At 60.1% G+C, this 16491-nt stretch carries 11 protein-coding genes; 2 read left to right on the top strand and 9 right to left on the bottom strand.

Translation table 11 applies throughout. The features are described from left to right. Positions 1-18: 18 nt before the first annotated feature. The 8 genes from truA to leuC all read right to left on the bottom strand — a co-directional run bounded on the left by truA (position 19) and on the right by leuC (position 10360). On the bottom strand, positions 19-843 hold the full coding sequence (gene truA / locus ACKZ62_RS09305; protein WP_053128844.1) for a tRNA pseudouridine(38-40) synthase TruA: 825 nt from the start codon (positions 841-843) through the stop codon (positions 19-21). Between the two features lie 230 nt (positions 844-1073). Then, complete coding sequence (locus ACKZ62_RS09300; protein ID WP_447096571.1) at positions 1074-3659, bottom strand: FimV/HubP family polar landmark protein; 2586 nt, start codon at positions 3657-3659, stop codon at positions 1074-1076. A 162-nt stretch (positions 3660-3821) separates the two neighbouring features. Then, positions 3822-4832, bottom strand: coding sequence for an aspartate-semialdehyde dehydrogenase (locus ACKZ62_RS09295; RefSeq protein WP_181640365.1), 1011 nt, complete (start codon positions 4830-4832; stop codon positions 3822-3824). A 248-nt stretch (positions 4833-5080) separates the two neighbouring features. Next, complete coding sequence (gene asd, locus ACKZ62_RS09290) at positions 5081-6193, bottom strand: aspartate-semialdehyde dehydrogenase (RefSeq protein ID WP_032888280.1); 1113 nt, start codon at positions 6191-6193, stop codon at positions 5081-5083. Positions 6194-6257: 64 nt separating this feature from the next. Further along, on the bottom strand, positions 6258-7340 hold the full coding sequence (gene leuB, locus ACKZ62_RS09285) for a 3-isopropylmalate dehydrogenase (protein WP_017530190.1): 1083 nt from the start codon (positions 7338-7340) through the stop codon (positions 6258-6260). Between the two features lie 52 nt (positions 7341-7392). Beyond that, positions 7393-8157, bottom strand: a complete 765-nt coding sequence (locus tag ACKZ62_RS09280; protein ID WP_122680517.1) for a class I SAM-dependent methyltransferase — start codon at positions 8155-8157, stop codon at positions 7393-7395. Positions 8158-8286: 129 nt separating this feature from the next. Further along, positions 8287-8931, bottom strand: coding sequence for a 3-isopropylmalate dehydratase small subunit (gene leuD, locus ACKZ62_RS09275; RefSeq protein WP_032888286.1), 645 nt, complete (start codon positions 8929-8931; stop codon positions 8287-8289). Positions 8932-8941: 10 nt separating this feature from the next. Continuing rightward, complete coding sequence (gene leuC, locus ACKZ62_RS09270) at positions 8942-10360, bottom strand: 3-isopropylmalate dehydratase large subunit (RefSeq protein ID WP_053128838.1); 1419 nt, start codon at positions 10358-10360, stop codon at positions 8942-8944. Between the two features lie 139 nt (positions 10361-10499). Here leuC and ACKZ62_RS09265 point away from each other — a divergent pair, with 139 nt between their 5' ends. Beyond that, on the top strand, positions 10500-11390 hold the full coding sequence (locus ACKZ62_RS09265) for a LysR family transcriptional regulator (protein WP_032888291.1): 891 nt from the start codon (positions 10500-10502) through the stop codon (positions 11388-11390). Between the two features lie 66 nt (positions 11391-11456). Then, a complete protein-coding gene (locus ACKZ62_RS09260) occupies positions 11457-14735 on the top strand; it encodes an EAL domain-containing protein (RefSeq protein ID WP_032888294.1) in 3279 nt (1092 codons plus the stop codon). A 749-nt stretch (positions 14736-15484) separates the two neighbouring features. On the opposite strand, the gene ACKZ62_RS09255 is transcribed toward ACKZ62_RS09260, so the two are convergent. Beyond that, positions 15485-16444, bottom strand: a complete 960-nt coding sequence (locus tag ACKZ62_RS09255) for a tRNA dihydrouridine synthase (RefSeq protein ID WP_032888297.1) — start codon at positions 16442-16444, stop codon at positions 15485-15487. Between the last annotated feature and the right edge of the window lie 47 nt (positions 16445-16491).

Genomic DNA, 16491 nt, shown 5'->3' with positions numbered 1-16491 from the left:
CAAAAGCTTTCCCGGGCGTCAGCCGCCAAGTTCGCTGAATCCGGTAAGGAAGTGCGGCCCGATAAATCGCTGGGGCAGTTCGAACTCGTCGCGGTACTCCACATCCACCAGATATAGGCCAAATGGATGCGCAGTTACTCCGCCGGTACGGCGAACCCTGCTCTCCAGCACTTCCCTGGCCCATTCGACAGGGCGTTCGCCGGTACCGATAGTCATCAGCACACCGGCGATATTGCGCACCATATGGTGCAGAAACGCGCCAGCGCGTATATCCAGCACGATCATCTTGCCGTGGCGGGTCACACGCAGGTGGTGGACTTCCTTGATCGGCGACTTGGCCTGGCACTGGCCGGCACGGAAGGCGCTGAAATCATGCACACCCACCAGATGCTGCGCGGCCTCGGCCATGCGCTCGGCATCCAGCGGACGGTGGTTCCAGGTGATTTCTTCGTTAAGGTGCGCCGGGCGGATCTGGTCGTTGTAGATCACGTAGCGGTAACGCCGCGCAATCGCCTTGAAGCGCGCATGAAAATGCGCTGGCATGACCTTGGCCCAGCTGACGCTGACGTCGTGGGGCAAATTGATGTTGGCGCCCATCACCCAAGCCTTCATCGTGCGCTCGGCCTGAGTATCGAAGTGGACCACTTGGCCACAGGCGTGCACACCGGCGTCGGTACGTCCGGCGCACATCAGCGAAACGGGCGAATCGGCGACCTTGGACAGGGCCTTTTCCAAGGTTTCCTGTACCGTCAGCACGCCAGAGGCCTGGCGCTGCCAGCCGCGATAGCGCGAACCTTTGTATTCCACGCCCAGGGCGATGCGGTAAAAGCCTGCGGCCGCCATTTCGGCGGCCGCGTTATCTATATTTGCCAAGAACTGAGAGCCTGATGAGTTGCGCAAAGGCGGCCATTATAAATGCGGCAGCCGTGTGACGGGCGCTTTTGTTGGAGATTGACGCAGACCACATGCGAGAGGGGGCTTGCTCCCGATAGCGCCGTGTCAATCAGCACCTGCTGGGCTGATCCACTGCTATCGGGAGCAAGCCCCCTCCCACATCAGAGCGGTATCGACCTTCAGATTTTGCCGAGCATTTCCTTGGCTTCGCCGCGCTGGGACTCGTCGCCCTCGGTCAGTACTTCGGACAGGATGTCCCGAGCGCCGTCCGCATCGCCCATGTCGATATAGGCCTGGGCCAAGTCGAGCTTGGTAGCGACCTCGTCAGTGCCGGACAGGAAGTCGAACTCAGGCTCATCACCACCCAAGGCTGCGTCTTCAGCAGTGAAAGATGGCTCGATGGGTGGATGCTCAAGGCTCTGGGACAGGCGATCCAGCTCGGCGTTGACATCGTCCAGCTCCGATGCAAACGCGTCAGGCTTGACGACTGCGTCCGGCTCATCGGCAAGGGACAGATCAAAATCTTCCGGCAGGTCGAAGTCATCCACGGCCGCAGGCGTCAGCGTAGGCGGCTCAACGGCAGGCACGTCGTTCATCTGATCTTCAAGGCCGGACAGGAAGTCATCATCGGACTGAGCTGACGTCGGCGCATCCAACTGCAGGTCCAAATCAAAGTCAGACAGGTCGTCCGAGGCCGGCTTAGTGGCGGTTTGCTCTCGCAGCAGCGACTCGAATGTCTGCTGATCGTCCTTGATCTCGGCCGGTGAAGCAGCCTCCAGATCATCCAGGCTCAAATCAAAATCGGTGTCAAAAGCCTCTGGCTTGGGGGCTGCCGGTTTGTCTTCGAGCAAGTCCTTGACGTACTGAGCATCCAGCGCAGCGGCAGCAACCGCCGCACTGACGCCTGCCGCCAACACCGCCATCGCCGGAAAGCGCGACTTCAGTTGCTCGACCTGGGCGTGGTTTTCACCATTGGCCACCAGTTGACGCTCCTGGGTCACGAAACCGTCTTTGTCACTTTGCAGGCCGTAGACCTCCATTAATTTCAAACGTAGGTCACTGCGCTTGGGCTCGTGCTTGATGGCTTGTTCGAGCACATCAGCAGCTTGGTTAAGATGACCACGATCGATATGGGACTGGGCTTGCACCAGTGCGTCGTTGGCGTTTTGCGGCGCAACGGCAACGGCCAGCGGCGCGAGCACGGAGGCGACCGTCGGCACTACCACTGCAGGCTCAACCACTGGAGCGGGCGCCGGAGCGGCGGACAGTTTGACGTTCGGCGGCGGGACTTCAAGCCCCTCGAAACTATCCGAAGGAAGGTCGTGTTCGATATCAGAGGTAAATTGCGGCTCTTCGGCCAATGCACGCGCCATCCGCAGGTGTTTTTCCTCTTCGCGACGGGCGTTGCGATGGCGCAGCCACAGCAGCAGGAGCAACAACACCACCAGGCCCGCCGCACCACCGATCACAGAGAGGACAACCGGGTTGGTCAGCAGGTCATTGAACTTGCCTTCGGGAGCGTCAGCTGCGGCAACCGGTGTAGCCGCTTCCGGTGCGGGAGCAGCTACCGGAACGGCCGGCGTTGGTGCTGGTGTTGCCGCCTGTTCGGCGGGGGTTGCCGGAGTGGCTGCCGGTTCGCTGGCCAACTGCGCGGGCATCACCGCTGCAGCCGTTGCAGCAGTTGCCTGCGTCGCCGGGTCGCCTTTTTCCGCCTGCAAACGGGCCAACTGATCATTCTTCAATTGAATCAGTTTTTGCAGTTTATCCAGCTGGCTTTGCAGGTCAGCTGCACGGCTCTTGAGTTCGTCGTTATCGCGGCGAGTGGTATCCAGCTGTTCCTGGGTCATCGCCAGCTTGTCGCTCAGACCCTGGCTGTCGCCCGCCTTGCCCTTGCCGCCCTTCTTGGCCGCCTCGGCCGAAACCAGGCTCAAGTTGTCCTGGGCATTGGTGGTCGACGGCGCACTGCCCGCCTGGGTACGCTTGGTGGCGTCCAGTTGTTGCTTGCCGGCGGCCTGGTTGGCTGCCGTGCGACGCCCCTGGCGCCAGGCATCATTCTGCGCGCGAACTTCGGCAATCGCCTGGGGTTGCGGAAGTGCGGTGCTTTGGACAGTGTCCGGCAGGCGCAGCACCTGGCCGGTTTTCAAGCGGTTGATATTGCCGTCGATAAAGGCGCCAGGGTTAAGCGCCTGAATCGCAAGCATGGTCTGCTGCACCGAACCGCCATTGCGGTGTTTCTCGGCGATTTCCCATAGGGTGTCGCGGGAGGTGGTGGTGTGCTGGGCCGGTTTGCTTGCGGCAGGCGCGGCGCTGGCAGGTGCGCCCAAGCGTGGGGCTGGCGCCACAGCGGCCGGGGTCGACCGGTCGAACTTGGACGGATCAAGCAATACGCTGTAGTCGCGCATCAAACGACCATTGGGCCATTGCACTTGCAGCAGAAAGCGAACGTAGGAGTCAGGCAGCGGCTTGCTGGAGGTGACACGCACCACGCTGCGACCGTTGGGGTTGATCACTGGGGTAAATGTCAGGTCATTGAGGAATGCCTGGCGATCGACGCCGGCATCCACAAACGCCTGCGAGGACGCCAGGCTAGGAGTGATCTCGGACGCGGTGAGGCCGCCGACATCGAGCAATTCGATTTCCACCGACAGCGGCTGGTTCAACTTCGACTTGAGGGTCATTTCCCCCAGCTGCAGCGCCTGCGCCATACCGGAGGACAGCGCCGAGGCGGCCGCTATTGCTAACACCAGTTTGCGAACTTGAACCATAGCCTCATCCTTTGTTTGAACACTCCCCGGCCTGCGAGAAGGTTGGTAACCGCTTGCCATAAGGCATGGCGAGCCGATAGGTTACCGACACGCTTCTGTTGCACTTCGGGCCAAGCATAGCGCCTGGCTAGAATCAATCTACAAATTGCGGCCAAGTATCTTTTACGCAAGGCCTTTTATCAACAACTGCGCCAGTTGCACGGCGTTAAGTGCAGCGCCTTTGCGTACGTTATCTGACGTCAGCCACAGATTTAGTTCCGCCGGGTCATCCACACCGGCGCGAACCCTACCGACATAGACCACGTCCTGGCCTACCGCATCACCAACGGCTGTTGGGTAATCCCCCTCCTCCACGAGTTCTATACCCGGCGCAACGTCGAGCGCACGGTTGACCGCAGCAAGGTCGACCGGCGCAGCCAATTGCAACGACACCGTCAGGCTATCGCCAAAAAACACCGGAGCTTGAACGCAGGTCGCAGAAATCTTTAGTGACGGTAATTCAAGCACAGCACGCAGTTCGTGTACGAGACGCTTCTCAAGGGCTGTATGACCTTGGGCATCTGGCGTGCCGACTTGTGCCAACAGGTTGAAGGCCATTTGCCGGTCGAAGAATTTCGGCTCCAGCGGGCGTACGTTTAGCAGCTCGGCGGTCTGACGGGCCAGTTCACTGACGGCTTCACGTCCTTGAGCAGACACCGCCAGGTTAGCCGTGACGCTGACGCGCTGGATATCCAGCAGCCCACGCAACGGCGCCAGCAATACCGCCAGGTTGGTCGCGGACGGGCTCGGGCTGCCGAGCTGGAAAGGTTTTTTCAAGCCCTTCAGGACGTGGGCATTGGCCTCCGGCACGACCTGTGGCGCCTGTTCGGCGGGCAATGCACCGGACAGGTCGATCACCGAACAACCCGCCGCCGTGGCACGTGGGGCGAAGCTCAGGGTGACGGCTGGACCGGCGGCAAAGAACGCCAGTTGCACCTTGCTGAAATCGAATTCATCAACTTCCTTGACCCGCACGTTCTTGCCGCGAAACGGTACCGACGCACCGGCGGAATTATTGCCAGCCAACAAGTACAGGGTGCCGACCGGGAATGCCAACTCTTCGAGAATCTGCACCAGGGCTTCGCCAACAGTGCCGGTGGCGCCGATCACGGCAATTTCAAAGGTCTGGGTCATGGGGGCTGCCTCGGGCATTGCGGGGGGAGCGGCACTTTACCGGGTGGCTGGAGGTGAGGCAATTAACCTGGGGGTGGGGCCATGGCTGACGGCGCTATCGGGGCAAGCCCCGGCCCACAATGAACAGCATTTCAACGTTGGAATTCGGTCGAATGTGGGAGGCGGCTTGCCCCCGACAGCCCCCAAAAGAACAATAAAAAACCCGCGCCTGTCACCAGAACGCGGGTTTCTGTTATTGCTTCAAGCGATCAACGCTCCAGCAAAATCCGCAGCATGCGACGCAACGGCTCAGCCGCGCCCCACAGCAGTTGGTCGCCGACGGTAAACGCGCCGAGGAACTGACTGCCCATGTTTAGCTTGCGCAGACGGCCCACCGGTACATTCAGGGTGCCAGTGACCTTGGTCGGGCTCAGCTCCTGCATGCTGATGTCGCGGTTGTTCGGCACCAGCTTGACCCACGGGTTGTGCTGGCTGATCAGCCCTTCGATATCGGCGATTGGCACGTCTTTGTTCAGCTTGATGGTCAGCGCCTGGCTGTGGCAGCGCATGGCGCCGATGCGCACGCAGATACCGTCAACCGGGATCGGGCTCTTGAAACGGCCGAGAATCTTGTTGGTCTCGGCCTGGGCCTTCCACTCTTCGCGGCTCTGGCCGTTCGGCAGCTCTTTGTCGATCCATGGGATCAAGCTACCGGCCAATGGCACGCCGAAGTTCTCGGTCGGGTAAGCATCGCTGCGCATGGCTTCGGCCACACGACGGTCAATGTCGAGGATTGCGCTGGCCGGGTCGGCCAGTTGATCGGCGACGGCCGCGTGGGTGGCGCCCATCTGCTTGATCAGCTCACGCATGTTCTGCGCGCCGGCACCGGAGGCCGCCTGATAGGTCATGGCGCTCATCCACTCGACCAGACCCGCTTCGAACAGGCCACCCAGGCCCATCAGCATCAGGCTGACGGTGCAGTTGCCACCGACGTAGTTCTTGGTGCCGGCATCCAGTTGCTGGTCGATGACCTTGCGGTTGACCGGGTCGAGGATGATCACGGCATCGTCCTGCATACGCAGGCTCGACGCGGCGTCGATCCAGTAACCCTGCCAGCCCGCTTCGCGCAGTTTCGGGAAGACTTCGCTGGTGTAGTCGCCACCCTGGCAGGTCACGATCACGTCGAGCGTCTTCAACTCGTCAATGCTGTAGGCATCCTTGAGCGGGGCAATATCCTTGCCCACGGACGGCCCTTGGCCACCCACGTTCGAGGTGGTGAAAAACACCGGCTCAATAAGATCGAAATCCTGCTCTTCCAGCATCCGCTGCATGAGCACGGAACCGACCATACCGCGCCAACCGATCAGACCTACACGTTTCATCGCAACTACACCTTGTTAAAAAGTGGGCCGTCTTGCAGCAACAACTGCAAGCGGGCCCGAGAGATTACAGATTCCGCAGCGCGGCGACTACTGCGTCGCCCATTTCTTGCGTACCGACTTTGGTGCAACCCTGCGACCAGATGTCACCGGTGCGCAAACCCTGATCCAGCACCAGACTCACGGCCTTCTCGATCGCGTCCGCCGCATCGCTCAGGTTGAAGCTGTAACGCAGCATCATCGAGACCGACAAAATGGTCGCCAGCGGGTTGGCAATGCCCTGGCCCGCAATGTCCGGCGCCGAACCGTGGCAAGGCTCGTACATACCCTTGTTGTTGGTGTCCAGCGACGCCGAAGGCAGCATGCCGATAGAGCCCGTGAGCATCGACGCCTGGTCGGACAGGATGTCGCCGAACAGGTTGTCGGTGACGATCACGTCGAATTGCTTCGGCGCGCGCACCAGTTGCATGGCGGCGTTATCCACGTACATGTGGCTCAGTTCGACATCCGGGTAGTCCTTGGCCACTTCCTCGACGATTTCGCGCCACAGTTGGCTGGAGGCCAGTACGTTGGCCTTATCCACCGAGCAGACTTTCTTGCCGCGCACGCGGGCCATGTCGAAACCGACACGGGCGATACGGCGGATTTCGCTCTCGCTATACGGCAGGGTGTCGTAGGCCTGGCGCTCGCCATTTTCCAGTTCGCGCACGCCGCGTGGCGAGCCGAAGTAGATGCCGCCGGTCAACTCACGCACGATCAGAATATCGAGACCAGCCACCACTTCCGGCTTCAGGCTCGACGCGTCGGCCAGTTGCGGGTAGAGGATCGCCGGGCGCAGATTGCCGAACAGGCCCAGTTGCGCGCGGATCTTCAGCAGGCCGCGCTCAGGGCGGATGTCACGTTCGATTTTGTCCCACTTCGGACCACCCACGGCGCCGAGCAGCACAGCATCGGCAGCACGGGCGCGGTCCAGGGTTTCATCGGCCAGTGGCACGCCGTGTTTGTCGATGGCGGCGCCGCCGATCACGTCGTGGCTCAGCTCGAACCCCAGGCTGTACTTGCTGTTGGCGAGTTCCAGGACTTTGACCGCTTCGGCCATGATTTCCGGACCAATACCGTCACCAGGGAGAATCAGAATCTGCTTGCTCATGGGTTCCTCATTTCATCGAGCGACCTGCCCGTGGGCAGGTCGGGAAAATTAATCAGCGTTCGGCCCATACCACGAGCACATCGGTGCTGAAGGTGCCGTCGGCTTGAATTTCGTAGTAATCGCGCACTTCCTGGCCCATCGCCTGCTGCAACTCCAGGATCGCGGCGCGCAGCGCTTGCGGTGTACGCATACGTTCGACCCACGAGGTGTATTCCAGGCGCAGGCGCTGGCGGCTGCTGTTGCGTACATGCAAACCGGCTTCGCTGAGCTGACGCATCCACTCGGCGGCGGAGTAATCGCGCACGTGACTGGTGTCGCGCAGCACCTCGACGGTCTGCAGGTAAGTGTCCAACAGCGGACTACCCGGTGACAACACGTCAACAAAGGCCGCCACGCCGCCCGGCTTGAGCACGCGGCGCACTTCACGCAGGGCCAGGCCAAGGTCGCTCCAGTGGTGGGCCGAGTAGCGGCTGAACACGAAGTCGAACTCGCCATCGGCGAACGGCAGGCGCTCGGCGGCGCCATTTACGGTGCTGATATTGGTGAAGCCGCGATCTTGCGCAGCGGCAGCCACCACATCAAGCATCTGCTGGGACAGGTCATAGGCCACCACTTCCTTGACCAGCGGCGCCACATTGAAGCTCACATGACCGGCACCGCAACCGAGATCCAGCAGTCGCGCACTGCCCTGCCCGGCCAGTTCTGCCTGCAGCAGCGCGAATTCTGTGCCCTGGGCGTGCACGGCACTGCTCAGGTAGGCAGACGCCTGTTCGCCGAATTGTTTTTGCACGACTTGGGTGTGGGCGGTGTTGGTCATGGTGGCATCCTTCAAGGGTTGCGTTGCTAGTACCGGCCCTATCGGGGGCAACCCCCCTCCCACAGGGGAACGCATTCCAAATGTGGGAGGGGGCTTGCCCCCGATGAGGCCGGTCCTGCCTATATCAATTTAGGCGTCGCGAAACAGCCAAGGCTGGCTCGCCCGGTGCTTGGCTTCAAACGCCGCAATCGCATCACCGTCCTGCAAGGTCAGGCCGATATCGTCCAGGCCGTTGATCAGGCAGTGTTTACGGAAGGCGTCCACCTCAAAGTGGTACACCTTGCCGTCCGGACGAGTCACGGTTTGCGCAGCGAGGTCGACGGTCAACTGGTAGCCCACATCGGCTTCCACTTGCTTGAACAGCTCGTCGACTTCTTCGTCAGTCAAGATGATCGGCAACAGGCCGTTCTTGAAGCTGTTGTTGAAGAAGATGTCGGCATAGCTCGGCGCGATGATGCTGCGAAAGCCATATTCTTCCAGGGCCCACGGCGCGTGCTCGCGGCTGGAACCGCACCCGAAGTTTTCCCGGGCCAGCAACACGCTGGCGCCTTGGTAGCGTTCGGCGTTAAGCACGAAGTCCTTGTTCAGCGGGCGCTTGGAGTTGTCCTGGTAGGCGTAGCCCACGTCCAGGTAGCGCCACTCGTCGAACAGGTTAGGGCCGAAACCGGTGCGTTTGATCGACTTCAAAAACTGCTTTGGGATGATCTGGTCGGTGTCCACGTTGGCACGGTCCAACGGCGCGACAAGACCTGTGTGTTGGGTAAAAGCTCTCATCGGGTATTCCTCAGATCAATTCGCGAACGTCGATGAAACGACCGTTGACGGCAGCGGCGGCGGCCATGGCCGGGCTCACCAGGTGGGTACGGCCACCGGCGCCCTGACGCCCTTCGAAGTTACGGTTGGAGGTCGACGCGCAATGCTCGCCCGACTCCAGGCGGTCCGGGTTCATCGCCAGGCACATCGAGCAGCCCGGCTCACGCCATTCAAAACCGGCTTCGAGGAAGATCTTGTCCAGGCCTTCGGCTTCAGCCTGGGCTTTAACCAAGCCTGAGCCCGGAACCACAATGGCCTGCTTGATGGTCGAGGCGACTTTGCGTCCCTTGGCGATCACCGCCGCAGCGCGCAGGTCTTCGATCCGCGAGTTGGTGCAGGAACCGATAAACACGCGATCCAACTGGATGTCGGTGATTGCCTGGTTGGCCTTCAAGCCCATGTACTTCAAGGCGCGCTCGATGGAACCGCGCTTGACCAGGTCAGCTTCCTGAGCCGGGTCCGGCACGTTCTGGTCGACGGCCAGGACCATTTCCGGCGAAGTACCCCAGCTGACTTGCGGCTTGATCTGGGCAGCGTCGAGTTCGACCACGGTATCGAACACCGCATCAGCGTCGGAGACCAAGTCTTTCCAGGCTTCGACGGCGGCATCCCAATCGGCACCAGCCGGTGCGAAAGGACGACCCTTGACGTATTCGACGGTCTTTTCATCCGCCGCCACCATGCCCACGCGGGCACCGGCTTCGATGGACATGTTGCAGATGGTCATGCGGCCTTCGATGGAGAGGTCGCGAATGGCGCTGCCGGCGAATTCGATGGCATGGCCGTTACCGCCAGCGGTGCCGATCTTGCCGATCACAGCGAGGACGATGTCCTTGGCGGTGACGCCAAACGGCAACTTGCCTTCGACGCGCACCAGCATGTTCTTCATTTTCTTGGCAACCAGGCACTGGGTGGCGAACACGTGCTCGACCTCCGAGGTGCCGATACCGTGAGCCAGAGCGCCGAAGGCACCGTGGGTCGACGTGTGGGAGTCACCGCAAACCACGGTCATGCCTGGCAAGGTGGCGCCCTGCTCCGGGCCGATCACATGGACGATGCCTTGACGCACATCATTCATCTTGAATTCGGTGATGCCATATTCATCGCAGTAATCATCGAGGGTCTGCACCTGCAACCGCGACACAGTGTCGACGATGGCGTCGATGCCGCCCTTGCGCTCCGGGGTGGTCGGTACGTTGTGATCCGGGGTGGCGATGATCGAGTCGACGCGCCAAGGCTTGCGCCCGGCCAGTCGCAGGCCTTCGAACGCTTGTGGCGAGGTCACTTCATGGATGATGTGACGGTCGATATAGATCAGCGACGACCCATCATCGCGCCGTTTCACTTCATGGGAATCCCAAAGCTTGTCGTAAAGCGTTTTGCCGGCCATCAGTCGATCCTCATCAGCGGTATTTCATTCGCCGGGCTTTTCAATAACCCTTTGGCTTGTGAGGCTGATGGTATGGCGCTACATTAAATAACTCAAATTCATATTTTTTATGCTTTGGATTACCAACTGGAATACCACAATGGACTTGGCCAACCTCAATGCCTTTATCGCCATCGCCGAGATCGGCAGCTTCTCCGGCGCTGGAGAACGCCTGCACTTGACCCAACCGGCCATCAGCAAACGTATCGCCGGCCTGGAACAGCAATTGAAGGTGCGACTGTTTGATCGCCTGGGCCGCGAAGTCGGCCTGACCGAGGCCGGACGCGCCTTGCTCCCGCGCGCTTACCAGATTCTCAATGTGCTGGACGACACCCGCCGCGCCCTCACCAACCTTACCGGCGAGGTCAGCGGGCGGCTCACATTAGCCACCAGCCACCATATAGGCCTGCATCGCCTGCCGCCTATCCTGCGAACCTTTACACGGGAATACCCGAACGTGGCGCTGGATATTCAATTTCTCGATTCTGAAGTGGCCTACGAAGAAATCCTCCATGGCCGCGCTGAAGTGGCAGTGATCACCCTGGCGCCCGATCCCCACAACTTGGTGCGCGCCACGCCAGTGTGGGACGACCCGCTGGACTTTGTGGTGGCGCCGGAGCATAGCCTGATCAGTAACGGCTCCATCAGCCTGGCTGATATTGCCGGCCATCCGGCGGTTTTCCCTGGCGGCAACACGTTTACCCACCATATTGTCAGCCGGTTGTTCGAGGCCCAAGGCCTTACCCCGAACATCGCGATGAGTACTAACTACTTGGAAACTATCAAAATGATGGTGTCTATCGGCCTGGCCTGGAGCGTGTTGCCGCGCACCATGCTCGACGATCAGGTGGCAAGTATCGCTTTGCCAGGCATACAACTCAGTCGCCAGCTAGGCTATATCGTGCACACCGAAAGGACGCTGTCGAATGCTGCGCGGGCTTTCATGAGCCTATTGGACGCACAGATGGATTTGCCAGGGATACCGGCATGACACTGTGCGGCCTCGGGTTCTGAGTAACACCGTGCTGTTTGCCCATCGAATCAAGGCCCTTTGATAATGCGCAACCCCGTCGACCCCGTGCCACCCCTACCCCGCATTTACGCGCTGGACCCTCAACAGGCGGAACAAAGCTGGGAGAGCGCGCCACAACTGCTGGCAGCCCTTAATGCTGCGCGGCTGGGCGCATGGTGCTGGGAAATAGACACCGGCCGCATAAGTTGGTCACGGGGCACCCAGGCGTTGTTTGGTTTTGATCCGCGCCAACCGCTGCCCCAGGACCTGGACTACCTTGACTTGCTGGCCCAGTCCGATCGCGCCCGAGTGGTACGGGCTTTTCACGCCGTACTGGCCGGCGAGCCGCTTGAGCAGGCCATGCATCACCGCATCCAATGGCCTGACGGCAGCTTTCACTGGCTGGAAATCAACGGCAGCCTGCAGCCGGACAAAACCGGTCGGCGCCGCATGATCGGGGTGATCCGCGAGGTTACCCACCAGCGTGAACGTGAAAACGCCCTCGGGCACTCCGAAAAACGCTTCGCCACGCTGTTTCACCTGTGCCCGAACATGGTACTGCTGACGCGCCGGGCCGACGGCCTGATCAGCGAAGCCAACCAGTATTTCGAGATGCTCTTCGGCTGGCCCTTGGGCGATGCCATCGGCCGCACGACCCTGGAACTGGGCCTGTGGCGCCACCCGGAACAACGCGCACAATTGGTCAAGGCCACGCAGCGCAAGGGCGAGCCCATTACCATGGAGGTGCAGTTTTGCGCCAGCAACGGCCAAGTCCACAATGGCACGCTCAGCGCGCAAAAAGTCGAGTTGGAGGGTGAGGCCTATCTGATCAGCACCTTCCTCGACACCACCGAACGCAAAAATGCAGAGCAGGCGCTCAAGGACAGTCAGGAGCGCCTCGACCTGGCGCTGGACTCGGCACAACTGGGCACTTGGGACTGGCACATTCCCAGCGGCATGCTCTATGGCTCGGCGCGCGCAGCCCAATTGCACGGTCTGCCGTCCGAACCGTTCCACGAATCCTTCGACGCCTTTTTCGAAGGCATGCCCAACGAGGAACGGGACAACATGCGCAACGCCTACCGCACCCTGCGCGAAGGCCCTGCCGGAAACTACCAACTGACCTACCGCGTGGCCATGGAAGATGGCAGCTCGCGCTACCTGGAAAGCCGTGCTCGCCTGTACCGCGACGAGCGAGGTTTACCCCTGCGCATGGCCGGCACGCTGCTCGATATCACAGACCAAGTGGAGCGCGAACAACGCCTGAGCGCCTCCGAAGAAAAATTCGCCAGCCTGTTCCAGGCCAGCCCCGACCCGATCTGCGTCACAGGCCTGGAGAGTGGCGCCTTTATCGAGATCAATCCGGCCTTTACCCAAACCTTTGGCTGGAGCGCTGCCGAGGTAATCGACAAGAGCGCTGACCAGATCGGCCTATGGGATGATTCCAGCCAGCGCCTGGAGCGTATCGAGCGGGTCATTCGCGAGCAGTCGTTGAGCAACGTGGCCGTGGTGGTGCATCACAAGAATGGCCACAGCCTGACCTGCATGATTTCCAGCCGCCTGATCAAGGTCGGAGATCAAGCGTGCATCGTTACGACGTTGCGCGATATCACCCAACAACAGCGCTCCGAGGCCGCGCTGAAGGCCAGCGAGGAGAAATTCGCCAAGGCCTTCCATTCCAGCCCTGACGCGATTTCCATCACCGAGCGCGACACCGGCCGCTATGTGGAGGTCAACGATGGCTTCTGCCGCCTGACCGGCTTGCGAGCTGAAGAAGCTATTGGCCTGACTTTTTACCAGATCGGCATCTGGGCCGATGAGAACCAACGCTCGGCGCTATTGGCCGAGTTGCAGATCAAGGGCCGCATTCACCATCTGGAAATGCTCTGGCACAACAAACGCGGTGAAGTGCTGGCAGTAGAAGTCTCGGTCGAGCCCATCACCCTGAATGAAACCCCGTGCCTGCTGCTGACCGCGCGGGACGTGAGCCTGCTGAAAAACGCCCAGGCGCAGATCCGCCATCTGGCCTACCACGACCCGCTGACCAACCTGCCCAACCGTGCGCTGTTGATGGACCGCCTGAGCCAGCAGATCGCCCTGCTCAAACGCCATAACCTACGCGGCGCGCTGCTGTTCCTCGATCTTGACCACTTCAAGCACATCAATGACTCCTTGGGCCATCCGGTCGGCGACACCGTGCTGAAAATCGTCACCGCGCGGCTGGAAGCCAGCGTGCGCATGGAAGACACCGTGGCGCGCCTGGGTGGCGATGAATTCGTGGTGCTGCTCAGCGGCCTGGATGGCTCGCGCCAGGAAGTCAGCAACCAGGTGCAGGAACTGGCCGACACCCTGCGTGAATTGCTTTCGGAGCCGATGTTCCTGGACGGGCACAGATTGCAGGTCACGCCGAGCATTGGCGTGGCGTTGATTCCCGATCACGGCTCCACACCGGCCGACCTGCTCAAGCGCGCCGACATTGCCCTTTACCGCGCCAAGGACTCAGGGCGCAACACCACGCAGATGTTTCACAACAGCATGCAAAAAGCCGCCAGCGAACGCCTGCGCATGGAAACCGACCTGCGCCTGGCCCTGGCGCGCGGCGAATTCAGCGTTCATTACCAACCCCAGGTGGATGCGCGCGGTAACAAGATCGTAGGTGCGGAGGCACTGGTGCGTTGGCAGCACCCACAATTGGGTGCGCAGTCACCGTCGGAATTTATCAAGGTGCTGGAAGACAGCGGCCTGATCCTTGAAGTGGGCACCTGGATCCTTGATGAGGCCTGCGCCGCCTTTGGGCAACTGATCAAAGAAGGCTTGGTGGACCCGCTGAATTTCAGTCTATGCGTGAATATCAGCCCCCGGCAGTTTCGCCAGAACGATTTCGTGGAACGGGTGGAGCACAGCCTTAAGCAGCATTCCTTGCCCTGCAGCCTTCTGAAATTGGAAATCACCGAAGGTATCGTGATCCAGAACCTGGATGACACCGTCAACAAGATGCGCCGCCTGAAGAAGCTCGGCGTGAGCTTTGCGATGGATGACTTTGGCACCGGTTACTCTTCACTGACATACCTCAAGCGCCTGCCGGTGGACGCGCTGAAGATCGATCAGTCGTTTGTGCGAGACGCGACCCATGATCCAAACGACGCGGAAATCATCAGGGCGATCGTGGCGATGGCTCGCAGTTTGAATCTGGAGGTGATTGCCGAGGGTGTGGAGACCCCCGAGCAACTGGCATTCCTGCAAGCGTTGGGGTGTCATCTGTATCAAGGGTTCATTTACAGCAGGCCGCTACCGCTGAAAGAGTTCAGGCAATTGCTGATATAACTATTAAATAGTCGACTGCTACTTTCATGACGAACAGCGACAGTCGATTATTTTTCAGGCCAACGCCAATACATTAATCAATTGCTAAAACATTACGCTTTAAAAAACGACTTCAATCCGCTCATGGCCCCACCCACCTTTTCAAACATCGAAGCAGCAAGTGAACCACCGATACTAACCGCACCGGAAATCGCCAACCCGACCGGACCTAATAACGGCGCCGCCAGACTTATCAGCGGACTAAGTGCTTTTACTACTCCCCCCAACACCTTACCAATCCCACTGAAAACACTGCCGACTTTGTCAAAGACTTTTCCGAAAAAGCTGCCAATCTTGGAAAAAAAACTCTGCTTCTTCGGGGCTGGCTTACAAGGCCTGCAAAGCTTTGGCGGGGCTGGCTTGCAGGGTACACAGTATGTTGGCGGGGGCGGGTTATAACACCCAAACCGGATGCCGCAACCAGGGCCTGAGGCACGGATGGGCAACGTCGCACTGGAACCGCAGTTAGGGGAGTAAACGGAATTAACGCCATAGGTACGGCTCACAACTGGATCACGCATAAGAATTTTAGTCCTATATTTATCCGAGTTAAGACGGCAGATAGCAGCAATACAGAAGACCAGTATTTTTTACGCACTAACTACCTGACGCCCAACCCTTACGTGGCCATCCCCCCAAAAAAGTTCCTTGATCAATGCCAACCGCTCACGTTGAATTTGTCATACAGCCCGAATGACTTACATCAACATTTAAAGCACGTCAGGATGACTCATACCCAATAGACAACTTACCTGCCGCACATCCGTCTCGCGACGAAGGGCGGTAAACAGTTCCACCGCCTGCGGGTAATTACGCGTTAACATCGCCAACCATTGTTTCAATCGCCCAGGCGCCTGTTTTTCAGTCAGTTGCGCTACCGACTGGGTCCAGAACTCGCGGAGCATGGGCTGCATCTCTGCCCACGTCATTTCGACCACTTCCTCGCCTGCGCGCGCTGCTGCAATCTGCCGCGCCAGGTCAGGGCGCGCCACCAGGCCACGGCCAAGCATGATGTCCTCTACGCCGCTGATCTCCCGACAGCGGCGCCAGTCTTCGACACTCCAGATATCGCCATTAGCGAACACCGGCACCTTGACCACGTCCTGGACTCGCGGGATCCACTCCCAATGAGCCGGCGGCTTGTAACCATCGGCCTTGGTACGCGCATGCACCACGATATGCGCCGCACCGCCTTCGGCCAGGGCCGTGGCGCACACCAGCGCGCCATCCGGGCTATCGAAGCCCAGGCGCATCTTGGCAGTCACCGGGATATGGGCAGGCACCGCACGCCGCACGTGTTCAACGATCTGGTTGAGCAACTCCGGCTCCTTGAGCAGCACGGCACCGCCTCGGGACTTGTTGACGGTCTTGGCCGGGCAGCCAAAGTTCAGATCGATCACTTGCGAACCCAGCTCACAGGCCAGTGCGGCATTCTCCGCAAGGCACACGGGGTCGGAACCGAGCAATTGCACGCGCAAGGGCACGCCCGCAGCGGTGTGGGCACCGTGCAGCAGCTCTGGAGCAAGTTTGTGGAAGTACGCCGGGGTCAGCAGGCGGTCGTTGACGCGGATAAACTCGGTCACGCACCAGTCAATACCGCCCACACGGGTCAACACGTCCCGCAGGATGTTGTCGACCAACCCTTCCATGGGCGCCAAAGCAATTTGCATGGAAAACACTCAACAAAAATCGTGGCGCAGTTTACTGGGTTTCCTAC

The organism is Pseudomonas sivasensis (assembly GCF_052938085.1).
The sequence above is the reverse complement of the archived record's forward strand: the minus strand, read 5'-3'. Positions and strand labels throughout refer to the sequence as shown.

Bases quoted from the DNA above. Each gene is read 5' to 3' on its own strand.
- truA (WP_053128844.1), bottom strand. From the start codon at position 843: ATGGCGGCCGCAGGCTTTTACCGCATCGCCCTGGGCGTGGAATACAAA.
- ACKZ62_RS09300 (WP_447096571.1), bottom strand. From the start codon at position 3,659: ATGGTTCAAGTTCGCAAACTGGTGTTAGCAATAGCGGCCGCCTCGGCG.
- ACKZ62_RS09295 (WP_181640365.1), bottom strand. From the start codon at position 4,832: ATGACCCAGACCTTTGAAATTGCCGTGATCGGCGCCACCGGCACTGTT.
- asd (WP_032888280.1), bottom strand. From the start codon at position 6,193: ATGAAACGTGTAGGTCTGATCGGTTGGCGCGGTATGGTCGGTTCCGTG.
- leuB (WP_017530190.1), bottom strand. From the start codon at position 7,340: ATGAGCAAGCAGATTCTGATTCTCCCTGGTGACGGTATTGGTCCGGAA.
- ACKZ62_RS09280 (WP_122680517.1), bottom strand. From the start codon at position 8,157: ATGACCAACACCGCCCACACCCAAGTCGTGCAAAAACAATTCGGCGAA.
- leuD (WP_032888286.1), bottom strand. From the start codon at position 8,931: ATGAGAGCTTTTACCCAACACACAGGTCTTGTCGCGCCGTTGGACCGT.
- leuC (WP_053128838.1), bottom strand. From the start codon at position 10,360: ATGGCCGGCAAAACGCTTTACGACAAGCTTTGGGATTCCCATGAAGTG.
- ACKZ62_RS09265 (WP_032888291.1), top strand. From the start codon at position 10,500: ATGGACTTGGCCAACCTCAATGCCTTTATCGCCATCGCCGAGATCGGC.
- ACKZ62_RS09260 (WP_032888294.1), top strand. From the start codon at position 11,457: ATGCGCAACCCCGTCGACCCCGTGCCACCCCTACCCCGCATTTACGCG.
- ACKZ62_RS09255 (WP_032888297.1), bottom strand. From the start codon at position 16,444: ATGCAAATTGCTTTGGCGCCCATGGAAGGGTTGGTCGACAACATCCTG.